Raw genomic sequence first — 15,338 nt, 5'->3', positions numbered from 1 at the left:
GCCCCGGAGCGGCCCGCCCCGCGCGGGCGGACGGCTGATGACAGACTGTCGCCATGGACGAACGTGAATTCGGCAGGTCGCACCAGCACGCGTCGGTCGTCGGGCTCGGCACCTGGCAACTGGGCGCCGACTGGGGCGACGTGGACGACAAGGAAGCCCTCTCCGTCCTGGAGGCGGCGGCCGAGTCGGGGGTGACCTTCTTCGACACCGCCGACGTCTACGGCGACGGGCGCAGCGAGTGCGCCATCGCCACCTTCCTCGCCGGCCGGCCGGACCACCATGTGCTCATCGCCACCAAGATGGGCCGGCGCGTCGAGCAGATCCCGGAGAACTACGTCCTGGACAACTTCCGCGCCTGGAACGACCGTTCCCGGCGCAACCTGGGCGTCGACCGCATCGACCTGGTGCAGCTGCACTGCCCGCCCACCTCCGTGTACTCCAGCGACGCGGTGTTCGACGCGCTGGACACCCTGGTGGAGGAGGAGCGGATCGCCGCCTACGGCGTCAGCGTGGAGACCTGCGCAGAGGCGCTGACGGCGATCGCCCGGCCGAACGTGGCCAGTGTGCAGATCATCCTCAACCCGTTCCGCATGAAGCCGCTGCGCGAGGTGCTGCCCGCGGCGCGGGAGGCCGGCGTCGGCATCATCGCCCGGGTCCCGCTCGCCTCCGGGCTGCTGTCGGGCAAGTACACCAAGGACACCGTCTTCGCCGCCGACGACCACCGCACCTACAACCGGCACGGCGAGGCCTTCGACCAGGGCGAGACCTTCTCCGGCGTCGACTTCGCCACGGGCGTGGAGGCCGCGGCCGAGTTCGCCGCGCTCGCCCCCGAGGGCTGGACCCCGGCCCAGCTCGCACTGCGCTGGATCATCCAGCAGCCCGGCGTCACCTCGGTCATCCCGGGCGCCCGCTCGCCGGAGCAGGCACGCGCGAACGCGGCCGCCGCGAAGCTGCCCCCGCTGGGCGAGGAGACCCTCGCGGCGATCCGGGACCTCTACGAGCGCCGGATCAAGGACCAGGTGGAGGCCCGCTGGTAGTGGCCGGCCGGGGAATCCGCGGGACCCCGGGGCCGGCCGGCGCGGGCCGGCCCCGTCGCACCGCCCGGTGGGGCGACGGCGGCGGACCCGCTCACCTGCCGGTGAGCACCTCCGCGAGGAAGTCGTCGACCCCGGCGTCCTCCTCGCCCGGCGCCACCATGGCGTAGGTCTCCCGCAGGAAGGCCGCGACGGCGGCCGCCCACACGAACACCCTCGCGTGCTGCCGTCCCCCGTCGGCGTGGACGTCGCCGAAGAACTCCATGCACAGCTCCTCCGACGGGCCGCCGGCGACGGGGCGGAAGCGGACGTCGCCGACGCCGACCGGCTTGCTCAGCCCCTCGCCGAGCATGCCCCGGTCCACCTTCCACCGGGCCAGCACCCGCCCGTCGTGGGAGAAGACGATCGTGACGGCGAACGGGTCGTCGACGTCGTAGTCCAGGTGCGCCAGCACAGGGAAGCGTTCCGTGCCGTGCGCCTGCAACTGCACCACCAGGCTCTTGCGCACCATGGCGTTCACGAATTCGGCCCTCCGAGGACGACTGCGGGACATAGACCCCTCTGGTACCCCTGATCCGCGCGAGATGCCCGGCCGTTCGAAGTAATCTCCCGGTGCCGCGTCGGCCGGACGGTTGGTGCGTGTCAGCGCACTCCGAACCGGTCCGCCCAGGACATGACGTCGGCGACGGCCGCGTTGCCGCCGCACACCACCAGGCCGAGCCGGACGTCCGGGCCCATCCGCTCCCGCACCTGCCGGGCGGCCGGCAGCAGACAGCCCGCGGCGGGCTCGGCCCAGACCTTGGCGTGCTCGGCGAGGTCGAGGCAGCCCCGCACGGCCTCCCGGTCGGGCACCACGAGCACCTCGTGCACGAGCGCACGGACATGGTCGTACGTCAGCTGCGACACCGTCGGGGCGCTCAGCGTCGTCACGATCGAGGAGAGGGCGACCGGGACCGGACCGCCGGACGCCAGCGCCTCGGACATGGCCTGGGCGCCCTCGGTCTCCACGCCCCAGATCCGCACCCCGGGCCGCAGCGCGTGCAGCGCCGCGGCGACGCCCGCGATCAGCCCGCCGCCCCCGATGCTGACGAATACGTCGGTCAGCTCCCCGGCGTCCGCGGCCAGCTCCAGGCCGACGGTGCCCTGCCCGGCGACGACCACCTCGTCGTCGAAGGGGTGGACCAGGGTGAGCCCCTCGTCCCGCAGCCGCGCGGCCGTGGCGAACGCCTCGTCCATGCCGTCGGTCAGGCGCACCGACGCCCCGGCCTCCTCGGCGATCGCCACGGACCGGGCGGGCGCCGAGCGCGGCATGACGACGGTGGCCTTCACATGCAGGGCGGCGGCCATCACCGCGAGCGCGATCCCGTGGTTGCCGCCGCTGACCGCGACCACGCCCGCGGCCCGCTCCGCCTCGTCGAGCGACAGCAGCCTCGCCGTCGCGCCGCGCGCCTTGAAGGAGCCCGTGCGCTGCAGCAGCTCCAGTTTCGCGGTCACCGGGGCGCCGAGCAGCGCGGACAGGCCGGGGCTCGGCACGGTCGGGGTGCGCACGACGTGTCCGGCGATCCGCTCGGCGGCGGTTTCGATCTCCGAGATGCCGATCAAGGCAGTCCACCTTTCCGGCGCGGGTGGTGATCCGCGCCGACCCGACCCTGACCTGCCGGGGGCGCGCAGGTCAACAGGTCCCGCCGGATCCGGCCCGCGAGGAGGGCCGGCTTCCCCTCAGTGCTGCTGGGGCCGGTGCGGTGCCGCCTCGCTCGGCCGGACGACGACGTACCCCTCGCCCTCCAGCATGAGCTGCACCGCCTCGCCGGACCCGCCGCGCAGCATCGAGCCGAACGACTGCGAGCGGTGCAGCGACGTCCTCAGGCGGGCGGTCCAGCCGACGATCGCGTCCGTGTCGACGTACACCGGCTGCTGCGGCGTGACCGGTATGACCAGCGGGCTGCCCTCGCACACCAGCCCCAGGAGGCCCTGCCCGGTGAACACGCTGTTGAACAGTCCGCCGCCCGCGATGCCCGAACCCTTGACCGTCCTGATCTCGTACGACAGGGTCGCGTCGAAGCACAGCACGTTGCGGCCGTTGACGGTGAACTCGTCGCCCGGGTCGACCTCGACGACGAAGCAGTTCAGGGCCTCCTGCGCGAACCAGGCCTCGCCCTGTCCGCGCACGGTCATCAGCGGCAGCCCCTCCCCGGTGACCGCGCGCTTGAGCATGCCGCCGACGCCCTGGCCCCGGCGCTCGAACCGCAGGTCGCCGCGGTAGGCCACCATCGAGCCCTGGCGGGCGAACATCTCGCCGTCCACCGTGTACTTGACGCACTTGGAGTTCTCGACGGACATGCCCGGCGCGATCGCGGGGCCCACCACGTACTCACTGGAAAACAGGTCGCCCTTCATGCGGGCATCCTGGCCCGGACGCACCCCTTCCGCCCAGATCACTGCACGAGGTCGTTCTCCAGCGCCGTGCCGGGCAGGTGGGCGGCGCCGCGCGCCTTCGCCCGCTTGCCGCAGAACGCCGACTCCAGGGTGCGCAGCATCGTCAGCTGCACCGCGCCGTTGTTGGAGGTGTTCGCGAGCGCGGCCAGGCTGCGCCTGCCGTCCTTGCTGGTGAACGCGTAGGTGTAGTAGCCCTGCACGGCGCCGGTGTGCCCGAACACCGACACCCCGCACGACAGGTCGCGCCGGCGCAGCCCGAGCCCGTACGCCTGGCCGGTGCCCGCGGGGATCCACCGCTCCATCTGGTCGAGCTGGGCGGGCGGCAGCAGCCGTCCGCCCAGCAGCGCCGAGAAGAACGTGTTGAGGTCGTGGGTGCTGGAGATGAGCGCGCCCGCGCTCTGCGCCCAGGACATCGTCTGCTCGGTGGCGTCCACCAGCGGCGACGTGGCCTCGTCGGGGGTGAGGTAGCCGCGCGCGTACCGGCCGGGGATCCTCGTGGCGGGGTGGACGTAGAAGGTGTCGCTCAGCTTCAGCGGCTTGATGACGCGGTTCTCGTACGCGGTGCGCACCGGGTGGCCGGTCAGCTTCTCGATGAGCAGCCCGGCGACCACGAAGTTGGTGTTGGAGTAGGCGTAGGCGGCGCCGGGCGCCTGCGTGCGCGGGTGCTTCAGGGACAGCGCGAGCAACTGACGGTAGGTGAAGACCTTGGTGCGCACGGCCTCGAAGCCGGGCACGGTGGCGCCGAACATCTCGTCGGTGTAGTCGTACAGACCGCTGCGGTGGCTGAGCACGTGCCGCACCGTGATCCGGTCGTCGGGCAGCAGCCCCGGCAGGTAGCGGTTCACGGGGTCGTCGAGCTTCACCCTTCCCTCGGCGGCCAGTTGCAGCAGCACGACCGCGGAGAAGGTCTTGGTGACGCTGCCGATGCGGAACCGGTCGGCCGTGCTGATCCAGTCGCTGGTCCCGCGGTCGGCGACGCCCTCCATGGCCTTGTACACCGTGGCGTGGTCGTCGTAGGAGATGCGGTGGTCGTCGATCCGCGCCATCGCGCCCGGCGCGCCCTGCTTCAGCGCCGTGCGCAGGAGGGTGCCGAGTGCCGCCGTGTCCGGGGCGGGCAGCGCGTTGGGCGCCGCCGTGCCGGGCCGGTGGTCCACCGCGTGTGCCGGTCCCGCCAGCAGGGCGAGCAGCAGCGATCCGAGTACCGCGCCGCTGCACACCGTTCGTGAGGCCATCCGATTCCTCTTCCGTCTCCGTCCGCGCGGCGATCCGTGCGAATCCGACCACATCCGGGCAGTGCAACCCTCTCCCATCCGGTCAGATCTCCCAGCCCGACACACAATTGCCCGCACCCCGATCACTGAGTGGGGTGGTTGGGGTCGCTCCTGCCGGGGGCAGCCCGGAAGGCGGGCGGGCACGCCGTGGCAGGCGCCGGCCAGGGGCGCCCCGGAAGTGCCTCCGCCCTCGTCCGCGAGGCGCGGGTCACGGACCCGTGGTCACCGGGAGCGGTGGCGCAGGCCACTGACGGGCCCGTCAGGACACACGGATGCCCCGCCCTTCGGCGGGGCATCCGCACACACGGCGGGCCGCGCGGCTCAGCGCAGAGAATCCGCCCAGTCGGGGGGAACGCGGCCCGCCGGGCCCGGGGTTGGCTGGTCCGCCGGGTGGCTCGTCGGTGGGGCGAGTTCGGGTCCTGAGTCGTAGAGCTCGTTCGTGTCGTAGTTCCAGAACCAGCCCTCGCCCGGCTCGTAACTGCGGATCACCGGGTGCCCGGTGGCCCGGTGGTGGGCGGTGGCGTGCTTGCCGGGGGAGTCGTCGCAGCAGCCGATGTGGCCGCAACGGGCGCAGCGCCGCAGATGGAACCACCAGCCGCCGGCCGCGTCGCACTCGGCGCAGCCGGTGCCGCTGGGCGGCACACGGGGGTCGATACCGGTGTCACGGGTCATGTCGGCTCCTCGGAGGTCGGGCGTTCCCCGGCGGTGGGCGTCGTGCCCGCCGCCGCCTCGTCGCCCTCCGCGGCGTTCAGCGGGAGCAGCACCTGGAACCGGGTGTCGCCGGGCACCGACTCCACGCGGAGGGCGCCGTGGTGCTTGTTGGCGACGATCCGCCAGGAGATGTCCAGGCCGAGGCCGGTGCCCTGGCCGACCGGCTTGGTGGTGAAGAACGGGTCGAAGATGCGGTCCCGGATCTCCGGCGGCACCCCGGGACCGGTGTCCCGGAACTCGACCAGCAGCCAATCGTGGTGGCGCGCGGTCCGCACGGTCAGCGTGCCCTCGCCGCCCGCGCCGTCCATGGCGCACACCGCGTTGTCGATCAGATTGGTCCACACCTGGTTGAGTTCGGCCGGGTAGGCGGGGATCCGCGGCAGCGTGCGGTCGTACTCCTTGACGACCTCGATCCGCGGCCCGATCTTGCCCGACAGCATCAGCAGGGTGCTGTCGAGGAGTTCGTGCACATCGGCGACCTGGTAAGGGGCGCGGTCCAGCTGGGAGTACTGCCTGGCCGCGTCCACGAGCCGGGAGACCCGGGTGGTGGAGTCCGCGATCTCGTCCATCAGCAGCTCCGTCTCCACCGTGTAGTTGAGCCACCCCACGGCGCCCGGCAGGATCTCGTCGTCGACGGCCGCCGCGACCTGCTCCAGCCAGTCGACGTCGAGGCCCGCCTGCACGAAGGTGGGGGCCAACTGCGGGCCCTGGTCGATGCCGTGGTCCTCCAGCCAGTCGGTGAGCGCGTCCTCGCGGTCGGCGGCCTGGAGCGGGCTGAGGTCCGGGGCCTTGGCGACCCGCTCGGCCGTACGCTCCTGGATCTCGACGAGACCGGTCAACTGCTCCCGGGAGAAGGGCCCTTCGGCGATCACGGCGAGCTTGCGCCGCATCTTCGCCACCCGTTCCCGCAGTGTCGCGGTGGCCCGGACGGCCGCCGCCGCGGGGTTGTTGAGCTCATGGGTCAGCCCGGCGGACAGCGAGCCGAGCGCCAGCAGCCGCTCCCGCTGCCCGACGGCCGCCTGCGTGCTCTTCGACCCGAGGAACAGCCCCTCCAGCAGGTGCACCGCCATCGGGAACCATTCCCGCATGATGTCCGCGAACGCGTCGGCGGGCAGCACGAAGAACCGCGTCGGCTCCGTGACCCGCATCGAGTTGATGTAGACCTGCCGCAGCCGGTCCCCGAGGTACGCCTGCATGGCGCCCGAGTACACCCCGCGCTGCGAGCTCCGGCTGACCTCCACGTCGTCGCCGCCGACCCGGCGGGAGAGCACCACCGTGCCCTCGATCATCACGTAGAAGCAGGTGGCCGGCTCACCCTCGGTGTACACCGGCCCGGCCTCGTACCGCTCCACCCGTCCCTCGGCGCACAGCCGGCCCAACTGCTCGGGACGCAGCTTCTCGAACAGGAACAGCGAGCCGATCTCACGGGTGCTGCACGGCATCGGCCGGCCGCTCACGACTGCTCCAGGTAACGGTGGACGAGCAACACGGCCATGGCTCCCTCTCCGACGGCGGACGCGACCCGCTTGGCGGACTCCGCCCGCGCGTCACCGGCCACGAACACGCCGGGCACGTTGGTCTCCAGGTGGTACGGCGGCCGGTCCAGCTCCCACCCCGCGGGCGGCCGCCCGTCGGCGGTGAGGTCGGGCCCGGACAGGATGAACCCGCGCCCGTCCCGCAGCACCGTGCCGTCCAGCCAGTCGGTCCGCGGCGCCGCGCCGATGAACACGAACATCCACTGCGCGTCGACGAGTTCGCTGTCCCCGGTGGCCGTGTCGCGCAGCGCCAGCTTCTCCAGGTGGCCCGAGCCGTGCGCGGCGTCCACGACGGTGCCCGTGCGCACCGTGATGTTGGGGGCCTCGCCGATCTGCTGGATCAGGTAGTACGACATCGACGCCGCCAGCGACGCCCCGCGCACCAGCAGGGTCACCGACTTCGCGCCCCGGGCCAGGTACATCGCCGCCTGCCCCGCGGAGTTGGCGCCGCCGACGATGTAGACGTCCTGCCCCTGGCAGGAGGGCGCCTCGGTCAGTGCCGCACCGTAGAACACCCCGCACCCGGTCAGCTCCTCCACGCCGGCCGCCGGAAGCTGCCGGTAGGACACGCCGGTCGCCAGGATCACGCTGTGCGCGGAGACCGCCGAACCGTCGGAGAACCGCACGCTCCGCCCCGCGCCGCAGACCTCCAGCCCGGTCACCTCGCGCGCGGTCAGGATCTCCGCGCCGAACCGCGTCGCCTGCCGGCGGGCCCGGTCGGTGAGCTGGGCGCCGGAGACGCCGTCCGGGAACCCGAGGTAGTTCTCGATCCGGGAGCTCTGCCCCGCCTGTCCGCCGGTCGCCGAGCGCTCCACGAGCACCGTCCGCAGCCCCTCGGAGGCCCCGTAGACGGCGGCGCCGAGCCCGGCGGGGCCGCCGCCGACCACCACCAGGTCGTAGAACTCGGCCGCCGGTGTCGTCGCGAGCCCCACATGGGCGGCGAGTTCGGCCGGCTCCGGTTCCAGCAGCGGGGTGCCGTCCGGGGTGACCACCAGCGGCAGCCGCCGGCCGTCCTGCCCGGCCGCGGCCAGCAGACGCCCGCCCTCCGGTTCGTCCGACGAGTACCAGCGGTACGGCACCTGGTTGCGGGCCAGGAACTCCCGCACCTGGGAGGACCGCGCCGACCAGCGGTGCCCCACGACCTTCGTGCTCGGCACCGGCCGGTGGTCACCGGCCCGCCAGACCTGGAGCAGATCGTCCACGACCGGGTACAGCTTCTCCTCGGGCGGGTCCCAGGGCTTGAGGAGGTAGTGGTCGAGGTCGACGACGTTGATCGCGTCGATCGCCGCGTCGGTGTCCGCGTACGCGGTCAGCAGCACCCGCCGGGCGCCCGGGTGGATGTCCAGAGCCCGTTCGAGGAACTCGATGCCGTTCATCCTCGGCATGCGGAAGTCGGCCAGGATCACGGCGACGGGATCGCCGCGCAGCTTCAGCTCGCGCAGCGCGTCCAGCGCGGACTCGCCGGACTCCGCGCGCACGATCCGGTAGGCGCCGCCGTAGCGCCGCCTGAGGTCCCGGGCGACGGCGCGGGACACCCCCGGATCGTCGTCCACGGTCATGATGACGGTCCGCGCCTGCTCCACGGCCTGTGCCATGCCGCTGTCACCCCGCGTGCTCGGATCGGCGGCCCGGTGCGCCCCCGTCGCCACCGCGCCGGCTCCTGCCCATCGTATGTGCGCCCGTCCCGTTTCGCCCAGGTACGCGGACCGCCCCTGCCGCCCGCTCCTGTGATCGGCCGGTGGGGGAGACTGGACCGGGAACCGGCTCACCACACAGGGAGGCACACGGCATGACGCGCCCGGTCACGGCAGGGGTGGACGGATCGGAGGAGAGCCTCGCCGCACTGGCGTGGGCGGCACGGGAGGCCGAGCGCCGCGGGCTGCCGCTGCGCGTGGTGCGGGCCTGGCGCCACGAGGTGCACGACGCCTTCGACGCGGGCGACCGGGACACCCAGCACGCGTGGGTGCGCGAGTCGGTCGCCGAGGCCGCCCGCACCGTCACCGGGCGCCACCCGGGCCTGGAAGTGACCGCGGAGGCCGTGGAGGACGACGCCGCGCCGGCTCTGCTCGCCGCCGCGGCCGGGTCGGAGACGCTGGTGCTCGGCTCGCGCGGGCGGGGCGCCCTCGCCGGATTCCTGGTCGGCTCCGTCGGACAGCAGGTGATCGCCGGTGCCGGACGGCCCGTCGTCCTGGTGCGCGCCGGTGACCGGCCGACCGCCGAGGCAGCGGGCCGGGAGGTCGTCGTGGGCCAGCAGGGCGCCCCCGAGGACAGCGCGGCGGCCCTGGAGTTCGCGTTCACGACCGCCGCCGCGCGCGGCGCCGGGGTGCGGGCTGTGCGCGCCTGGACGCTGCCGCCGGTGTTCGCCTACAGCCCCGGCTCGCTCAGGCTGCTCGACGAGGCCGGCGGCCTGGAGCCGTACGAGCGCAAGGCGCTGGCCGCGGCGCTCCAGCCGTGGCGGGAGCGCTTCCCCGCGGTCCCCGTCGTCGAGCACGTGGAGATGGGCAGCGCGGGCCAGGTGCTGCTGGCCGCGGCCGACAACGCCCAGCTCCTGGTCGTGGGACGCCGGGCACGCCGTACGGCGGTGGGCGCGCGGATCGGCTCCGTCGCGAGCGGGATGCTGCACCACGCCGGCTGCCCGGTGGCCGTCGTCCCGCACCCGTGACGCATCAGGACGTCGTGTCCGGGGCCTTGCGCGCCCCGGGCAGGATGTTCCTGACGTAGTCCCGCACGGCGGTGTCGAGGCCGATGTCGTGCTGCGCCCGCTCGGACAGGTACCAGCGGTGCTCCAGCAGTTCGTGGTAGAGCTGGGCCGGGTCCACGGTGCCGCGCAGCTCGGGCGGCACCGCCCGCACGGTGGGGCGGAACACCTCCCGCACCCAGCGGTGCGCCAGCACTTCCGGGCGGGCGGCGTGCGGGCGCCCGGCGCCCGGCGCGTAGTCGTCCTGGGTGGCCATCCAGCTCTCCAGGTCGTTCAGCAGCCGCCGCGCCTGGTTCTCCTCGGTGTCCAGGCCGGTCAGGCGCAGCAACTGCCGCTGGTGGTGGCCGGCGTCGACGACCTTGGGCACGAAGGTGACCGTGTCGCCGTTGGCGGAACTCTCGATCTGCATCTCGGCCACGTCGAAGCCGAGGTCGTTCAGCCGTCTGATCCTGCGCTCGATGTAGTGGTACTTGCCGGCCGGGTAGACCGACGTACGGGTCAGCTCCTGCCACAGGCCGCGGTAGCGGGCGCAGATCTCGGTGCCGAACTCGATCGGGTCCACCGAGGGGTGCAGCGCCCCGGACGCCTCCAGGTCGAGCAGCTCGCCGCTGATGTTGACGCGGGCGAGGTCGAGGTCGTACTCCCGCTGTCCGGGGCTCAGCCGCCGGTGCAGCTCGCCGGTCTCGGCGTCCACCAGATAGGCGGCGTACGCGCCGGCGTCGCGCCGGAACAGCGTGTTGGACAGCGAGCAGTCGCCCCAGGCGAACCCGGCCAGGTGCAGCCGCACCAGCAGGACGGCCAGGGCGTCCATCAGACGGTGCATGGTGGCCGGGCGCAGGGTGGTCTCGAACATCGAGCGGTACGGCATCGAACCGCCCAGGTGCCGGGTGATCAGCACCGGCTCCAGCGGCTCGCCCGCGCCGTCGGTGCGGCCGGTGACCACGCCCAGCGCGTCCACCGCGGGGATGCCGAGCCGGTCCAGGTCGCGCAGCAGTTCGTACTCGCGCAGCGCCGGGCGTTCGGCGAGTTCCTTGACGGCGATCACCTCCTCGCCGGCGCGGGCGTAGCGCACCACGTGCCGGGAGATGCCGCGCGGCAGCGGCACGAGGTACTCCTCCGGCCAGTCCTCCAGCGGTGTACGCCACGGCAGTTCGAGCAGGAGCGCGGGGTGCTCCGGGTTGGTGGCGCTGATCTGCAAGCCCATGGCAGGAACCCTAAAGGGCTTGTTCCCGGGCCCGCAGCGCCGCCTGCCGGACCGGGCCGCGGTGCACGGGGCCGTGCCCGGGCAGCAGCAGGTCCCCGTCCAGGTGTTCGAGCGTGTCCAACGAGTCCAGGGCCTGGGCGCGTTGGTGGTGGAACATGTCGGGCAGCAGTTGCGGGCCGGTCAGACGCGAGGTGGGGTGGCCGCTGACCAGGGCGTCGCCGGAGACCACCACGCCGGTGTCCGGCAGATGGAAGACGGTGTGGCCCCGGGTGTGGCCGGGCGTGTGCACGGGCACCGGCCGCCCCGGCAGGTCCAGCGGTCCCGCGGCCGGGAACGGCTCGGGCGCGGCGACCGGGACGTGCGCGGTGCCGCCGAGGCGCAGCGCGTGCACCGCCCACGGCAGCACGCCGGGCCGCCAGCCGTTGCGCAGCACCTGTCCGACGGTCACCTGGTGCAGGAACTCCCGCCGGGCATGTGGCAGTTCGGCCTCGTGCAGATGGATCGGGGTGCCGTGGGCGAGGCGCAGGTACTCGGCGGAGCCCAGGTGGTCGTTGTGCGCGTGGGTGAGCAGTACGGCCGCCACCGCCTGGGGTGAACTACCCACCGCCGTCAGTGAGTCGAGCAGCTGCTGCCGGTCGGCGGGGTAGCCGGTGTCGATCAGTGTGGCGGCGTCGCCCTCGGTCAGGATCACCCAGTTCGTGCTGCTGCCGTGCACCACATAGGTGCCGTCGGCGACCTGCTGGACGTCCGCGCGCATCGCTCTCCTCGCTCCCGGGCGGCTGTCCGGCGGGGACGGCCCACCGGACGCGTCCCAGGGTAGAGCGAAGGGCGGCGCCCGACCGCGCGGCCCCCGCCGGATCCGCCCGACCGGGCGGGCGTCGGCGCGAACGGGGTGGTGACCTTCCCCCGTACCGGCAGGGCACAGGTCCTGCGGCACGCCGCGATGACTCTTCCTGCGGCTACGACGTGCGCCGTGCCCCGTTCCGGGTACTCGGCAACACCGTCGCAGAGCCGCAGGCACGATCGGTCAGGAGCAGTGATGGCTGACTTCGGATACTTTCTGTCGTCCGAGGAGCACAACCCCGCAGAACTCGTCGAACAGGCCAGGATGGCCGAGCAGGCCGGTTTCACCTCCTTGTGGATCTCGGACCACTACCACCCGTGGAACGACCGCCAGGGACAGAGCCCGTTCGTGTGGTCGGTGGTGGGCGCCCTCTCCCAGGCGGTCTCACTGCCGGTGGAGACCGCGGTGACCTGCCCGCTGGTGCGCACGCATCCCGCCGTGATCGCGCAGGCCGCCGCCACCAGCGCCGTACAGCTCGGCGGCCGGTTCCGGCTGGGGGTCGGCACCGGCGAGGCGCTCAACGAGCACATCCTGGGCGGCCCGTGGCCCGAGACCTCGGTGCGCCTGGAGATGCTGGAGGAGGCGCTCCAGATCATCCGGAAGCTGTTCACCGGGGAGCAGACCAGCCATCGTGGCAAGCACTACACCGTGGAGAACGCCCGCCTGTACACCCTGCCCGAGCAGCCGGTGCCCATCGACGTCTCCGCCTTCGGCCCGCAGGCGGCCGAGGCCGCGGCGCGGATCGGGGACGGGCTGATCACGACGAAGCCCGACACCGCCCTCGTCGAGCGCTTCCGGCGCGGTGGCGGCGGCACCAACCCGGTGTGCGGCGGACTCAAGGTGTGCTGGGGCACCGACCGGCAGGAGGCCGTCCGCACCGCGCACGGCCTGTGGGCCAACGAACAGCTCCCCGGCGAGCTCGCGCAGGTCCTGCCCACCCCGCGTCACTTCGAGCAGGCGTCCGAGCTGGTCACCGAGGACCAGGTGGCGTCGGCCGTCCCGTGCGGCGACGACCCGCAGGCCCATATCGAGGCGCTGAGCGCGTACGTCGAGGCCGGGTTCGACACGGTCTACGTCAGTCAGATCGGCAAGGACCAGCAGGGGTTCTTCGACTTCTACCGCACCAAGGTCCTCCCGCAGGTGCGCGACTGACCGACGGCAGGAGGTGGTGGACGCGGTGCCCGGACCCACGGATCGGGGGAGGCGGCAGGGGGGACGCGCGCTCGTCGTGATCGACATGATCAACACGTACGAGCACGAGGACGCCGAACTGCTCGTCCCCTCCGCCCGCCGGGTGGTCCCCGTCGTGGCGCGCCTGATCGCGCGGGCACGTACCGCGCACGCGCCGGTGATCTACGCCAACGACAACTTCGGGGTGTGGCGCTCCCACCACGGAGAGCTGGTGGAGACCGCCCTCGCCCGGTCGCACGCCGAACTGGTGGAGCCGGTACGGCCCGACGACGACTCGCTGTTCGTGGTCAAGGCCCGCCATTCCGTCTTCTACGAGACGCCGATGTCCTATCTGCTGTGGCAGTTGGAGATCGGGAACGTGGTGCTGTGCGGTCAGGTCACCGAGCAGTGCGTGCTCTACTCCGCCCTGGACGCGCACATCCGCCATCTGTCGGTCACGGTGCCGAGGGACGCCGTCGCGTCCATCCACCCCCATCTGGCGGAGGCCGCCCTGGAGATGATGGAGCGCAACATGGGCGCCAGGATCGTCACGGCCGGCGAAGTGGACTTCACGGCGTCGTGACGCCGCCGCGTCCGGCGTGCGCCAGGGGCTGCACTCAGGACTGGGCGGCGAGCGCGGCGCACAGCACCGCGATACCGAGGGCGAGCCAGGCCAGGTAGTCGCCGAGGCGGCCGGAGTGCAGGTGGCGCAGAGCCCGTACGGCGCGGGTGGCGGGGTGCCGCTCGGACAGGCGCGGCGTGCGCCGGTGGACGGCGGCGACGGCGAGCGTGACCGCGATGCCCGTGGACAGCAGGCCCAGGCCCACCCCGGTGGCGGTCCACCCGGTCTCCGGCAGGGGCCCGGCGGGCGCCGAGCCCCGGTGCGTGAGGACGGCGGCGGCATAGCGCGCCCGGTCGGTGAAGACGGCGGCCCCGGGCGCGAGGGCGGCGGCGAGCGCGGGCACACAGCCCAGCGTCGCGGCGAGCGCGAGGAGGGCGGCCGGCACAAGGGTCATGGGCGGCGGCAGGGTGCGCCGCGGTGACCGGATCTCCGGTTCCTCGCCCTCGCCGGTGGTCTCCTCCTCACCGGGCCGGCTGAGCGGTTCCGGGCCGGCGCCCCAGAAGACCCGCAGGCCCGCGCGGAGCACGGCGGCGCCGGTGACGGCCGAGGCGGCCACGAACACGGCGGGCAGCCACGGCTGCCAGTGGCCCGCGGCGTTCTCGGCGAGCGCCTTGCCCAGGCCGGTGCCGAACGGCGGCAGCCCGGCCAGGGCCAGGGCGCCGGCCGCGAACAGCAAACCCACCGGGCGCAGCGCGCGGGCCTTGCCGTGCAGGCCGTGCTCGTCGACCGAGCCGTAGCGGTCCAGGAGGACCCCGGTCAGCCCGAACAGCGCCGCCTTGACGCAGCCGTGGGCGGCGACGTAGAGCGCGGTCCCGGCCACCCCGTCCGGGGTGAGCAGGGCGACGCCGACGGTGAACAGGCCGACGTGGCTGACGGTGGAGAACGCCAGGAGGCGTTTGAGGTGCCGCTGCTGCCAGCACATCACGGCGCCGACCAGCGCGGTGAGCACGCCCAGGGCCGCGAAGACCGACCGGAACGCCTCGTGCGGGAGGCCGCCGGGGCCGGCGAAGACGGTCCAGTACACCCGGGCGACGCCGTAGACGCCGAGTTCGACCATGACGCCGGACATCAGCATGCACACCGGGGTGGGGGCGACCGCGTGGGCGTCCGGCAGCCAGAAGTGGAACGGCACGGCCGAGGCCTTCACCAGCAGGGCGGTGGCGATGAGGACGAAGGCGACGACGGTGAGCAGGTCGGTGGGGTGGCCGGCGAGCCCCTCGCCGAGACGGGCGAGGTTCAGCTCGCCGGTACGGGCGTAGAGGAGCCCGATGCCGAGCAGGGAGCAGTAGGCGGCGAAGGACGTGACGATGCCGAAGGTGAGGGCGCCCTGGAGGGGGCGGGGATCCTCGATGTGGTAGCCGGTCAGCGCGTACGCGGCCGCTCCCATGAGCTCGAAGAAGACGAAGGCGTTGAACAGGTCCCCGGTCAGCGCGAACCCGGCCATGCCGGCCTCGAACAGCAGGATCAGGGCGGGGAAGACACCGGCGTGCTGGCCCTTGGGCTCGTCGAAGTACCGCCACGAGTAGACCAGGACGGCCAGGACGAGCACGGCGACCAGCAGGGCGAGGCCCAGGCCGATCCGGTCGGCGGCGAGCACGATGCCGAGCCGCGCCGGCCAGCCGCCCAGGTCCGAGGTGGCGAACGGGCCGCCGTGCCCCCACAGCAGGACCAGGAGGACCACTTCGACGGCCGCGGCCGTCGTCGCCAGGACGTCGCAGCCGAGGCGGGGCAGGGCGCGGCCGGCGACGGCGAGGAGGGTGGAGCCGAGCAGGGGGACGGCCACGGCCAGCGGCAGGAGGTCGGCTGCGCTCAT

General features: G+C 73.3%; 14 protein-coding genes. 4 read left to right on the top strand and 10 right to left on the bottom strand.

Features of this window, described 5'->3' with window-relative positions; all coding sequences use genetic code 11:
* Positions 1-53: 53 nt before the first annotated feature.
* Positions 54-1,037 carry an aldo/keto reductase gene (locus ACF09J_RS19145; RefSeq protein WP_392306612.1) on the top strand — a complete coding sequence of 328 codons (984 nt, stop codon included), beginning with the start codon at positions 54-56 and terminating at the stop codon, positions 1,035-1,037.
* 91 nt (positions 1,038-1,128) lie between these two features.
* Here ACF09J_RS19145 and ACF09J_RS19140 read toward each other — a convergent pair whose 3' ends face one another.
* From ACF09J_RS19140 to ACF09J_RS19110, 7 genes are all read right to left on the bottom strand, one after another.
* On the bottom strand, positions 1,129-1,554 hold the full coding sequence (locus ACF09J_RS19140; RefSeq protein WP_392306611.1) for an SsgA family sporulation/cell division regulator: 426 nt from the start codon (positions 1,552-1,554) through the stop codon (positions 1,129-1,131).
* Between the two features lie 122 nt (positions 1,555-1,676).
* Complete coding sequence (locus tag ACF09J_RS19135; protein WP_392306610.1) at positions 1,677-2,636, bottom strand: threonine/serine dehydratase; 960 nt, start codon at positions 2,634-2,636, stop codon at positions 1,677-1,679.
* 117 nt (positions 2,637-2,753) lie between these two features.
* A complete protein-coding gene (locus ACF09J_RS19130) occupies positions 2,754-3,431 on the bottom strand; it encodes an AIM24 family protein (protein ID WP_392306609.1) in 678 nt (225 codons plus the stop codon).
* A 38-nt stretch (positions 3,432-3,469) separates the two neighbouring features.
* Entirely contained in the window at positions 3,470-4,702 is a 1,233-nt protein-coding gene (locus ACF09J_RS19125) for a serine hydrolase domain-containing protein (RefSeq protein WP_392306608.1), read from the bottom strand.
* A 360-nt stretch (positions 4,703-5,062) separates the two neighbouring features.
* The gene (locus tag ACF09J_RS19120; RefSeq protein ID WP_392306607.1) at positions 5,063-5,413 is read right to left on the bottom strand and encodes a UBP-type zinc finger domain-containing protein; all 351 of its coding nucleotides are present in this window, start codon (positions 5,411-5,413) and stop codon (positions 5,063-5,065) included.
* A complete protein-coding gene (locus ACF09J_RS19115) occupies positions 5,410-6,894 on the bottom strand; it encodes an ATP-binding protein (RefSeq protein ID WP_392306899.1) in 1,485 nt (494 codons plus the stop codon). The genes ACF09J_RS19120 and ACF09J_RS19115 overlap by 4 nt, the downstream gene beginning before the upstream one ends.
* Before the next feature lie 11 nt (positions 6,895-6,905).
* Positions 6,906-8,582 (bottom strand): FAD-dependent oxidoreductase, encoded by a 1,677-nt coding sequence (locus tag ACF09J_RS19110; RefSeq protein WP_392306606.1) that lies wholly within the window; start codon positions 8,580-8,582, stop codon positions 6,906-6,908.
* A gap of 194 nt (positions 8,583-8,776) precedes the next feature.
* On the opposite strand from ACF09J_RS19110, the gene ACF09J_RS19105 reads away from it, so the two are divergent.
* On the top strand, positions 8,777-9,649 hold the full coding sequence (locus tag ACF09J_RS19105) for a universal stress protein (RefSeq protein ID WP_392306605.1): 873 nt from the start codon (positions 8,777-8,779) through the stop codon (positions 9,647-9,649).
* Positions 9,650-9,653: 4 nt separating this feature from the next.
* Here the strand turns inward: ACF09J_RS19105 and ACF09J_RS19100 are convergent, their stop codons facing one another.
* Both ACF09J_RS19100 and ACF09J_RS19095 read right to left on the bottom strand, forming a co-directional pair.
* The gene (locus ACF09J_RS19100) at positions 9,654-10,889 is read right to left on the bottom strand and encodes a DUF4032 domain-containing protein (protein WP_392306604.1); all 1,236 of its coding nucleotides are present in this window, start codon (positions 10,887-10,889) and stop codon (positions 9,654-9,656) included.
* A gap of 10 nt (positions 10,890-10,899) precedes the next feature.
* Positions 10,900-11,646 (bottom strand): MBL fold metallo-hydrolase, encoded by a 747-nt coding sequence (locus ACF09J_RS19095; protein WP_392306603.1) that lies wholly within the window; start codon positions 11,644-11,646, stop codon positions 10,900-10,902.
* A gap of 282 nt (positions 11,647-11,928) precedes the next feature.
* On the opposite strand from ACF09J_RS19095, the gene ACF09J_RS19090 reads away from it, so the two are divergent.
* Together ACF09J_RS19090 and ACF09J_RS19085 are read left to right on the top strand one after the other, a co-directional pair.
* Positions 11,929-12,885: an LLM class F420-dependent oxidoreductase gene (locus tag ACF09J_RS19090; RefSeq protein WP_392306602.1), complete on the top strand. Its 957-nt coding sequence runs from the start codon at positions 11,929-11,931 to the stop codon at positions 12,883-12,885.
* A 76-nt stretch (positions 12,886-12,961) separates the two neighbouring features.
* A complete protein-coding gene (locus ACF09J_RS19085; protein ID WP_392306601.1) occupies positions 12,962-13,486 on the top strand; it encodes a cysteine hydrolase family protein in 525 nt (174 codons plus the stop codon).
* Between the two features lie 34 nt (positions 13,487-13,520).
* Here the strand turns inward: ACF09J_RS19085 and ACF09J_RS19080 are convergent, their stop codons facing one another.
* Complete coding sequence (locus ACF09J_RS19080; RefSeq protein ID WP_392306600.1) at positions 13,521-15,338, bottom strand: complex I subunit 5 family protein; 1,818 nt, start codon at positions 15,336-15,338, stop codon at positions 13,521-13,523.

It is taken from the genome of Streptomyces sp. NPDC014889 (assembly GCF_043081205.1).
Taxonomy (GTDB): Bacteria; Actinomycetota; Actinomycetes; order Streptomycetales; family Streptomycetaceae; genus Streptomyces.
Note: the sequence above shows the minus strand (reverse complement) of the source record. Positions and strands in the feature narration are given on the sequence as shown.

Coding starts and splice junctions, on each gene's coding strand:
- ACF09J_RS19110 (WP_392306606.1), bottom strand. CDS start 8,582: ATGGCACAGGCCGTGGAGCAGGCGCGGACCGTCATCATGACCGTGGAC.
- ACF09J_RS19115 (WP_392306899.1), bottom strand. CDS start 6,894: ATGCCGTGCAGCACCCGTGAGATCGGCTCGCTGTTCCTGTTCGAGAAG.
- ACF09J_RS19145 (WP_392306612.1), top strand. CDS start 54: ATGGACGAACGTGAATTCGGCAGGTCGCACCAGCACGCGTCGGTCGTC.
- ACF09J_RS19130 (WP_392306609.1), bottom strand. CDS start 3,431: ATGAAGGGCGACCTGTTTTCCAGTGAGTACGTGGTGGGCCCCGCGATC.
- ACF09J_RS19105 (WP_392306605.1), top strand. CDS start 8,777: ATGACGCGCCCGGTCACGGCAGGGGTGGACGGATCGGAGGAGAGCCTC.
- ACF09J_RS19125 (WP_392306608.1), bottom strand. CDS start 4,702: ATGGCCTCACGAACGGTGTGCAGCGGCGCGGTACTCGGATCGCTGCTG.
- ACF09J_RS19120 (WP_392306607.1), bottom strand. CDS start 5,413: ATGACCCGTGACACCGGTATCGACCCCCGTGTGCCGCCCAGCGGCACC.
- ACF09J_RS19080 (WP_392306600.1), bottom strand. CDS start 15,338: ATGAGCGCAGCCGACCTCCTGCCGCTGGCCGTGGCCGTCCCCCTGCTC.
- ACF09J_RS19090 (WP_392306602.1), top strand. CDS start 11,929: ATGGCTGACTTCGGATACTTTCTGTCGTCCGAGGAGCACAACCCCGCA.
- ACF09J_RS19100 (WP_392306604.1), bottom strand. CDS start 10,889: ATGGGCTTGCAGATCAGCGCCACCAACCCGGAGCACCCCGCGCTCCTG.
- ACF09J_RS19095 (WP_392306603.1), bottom strand. CDS start 11,646: ATGCGCGCGGACGTCCAGCAGGTCGCCGACGGCACCTATGTGGTGCAC.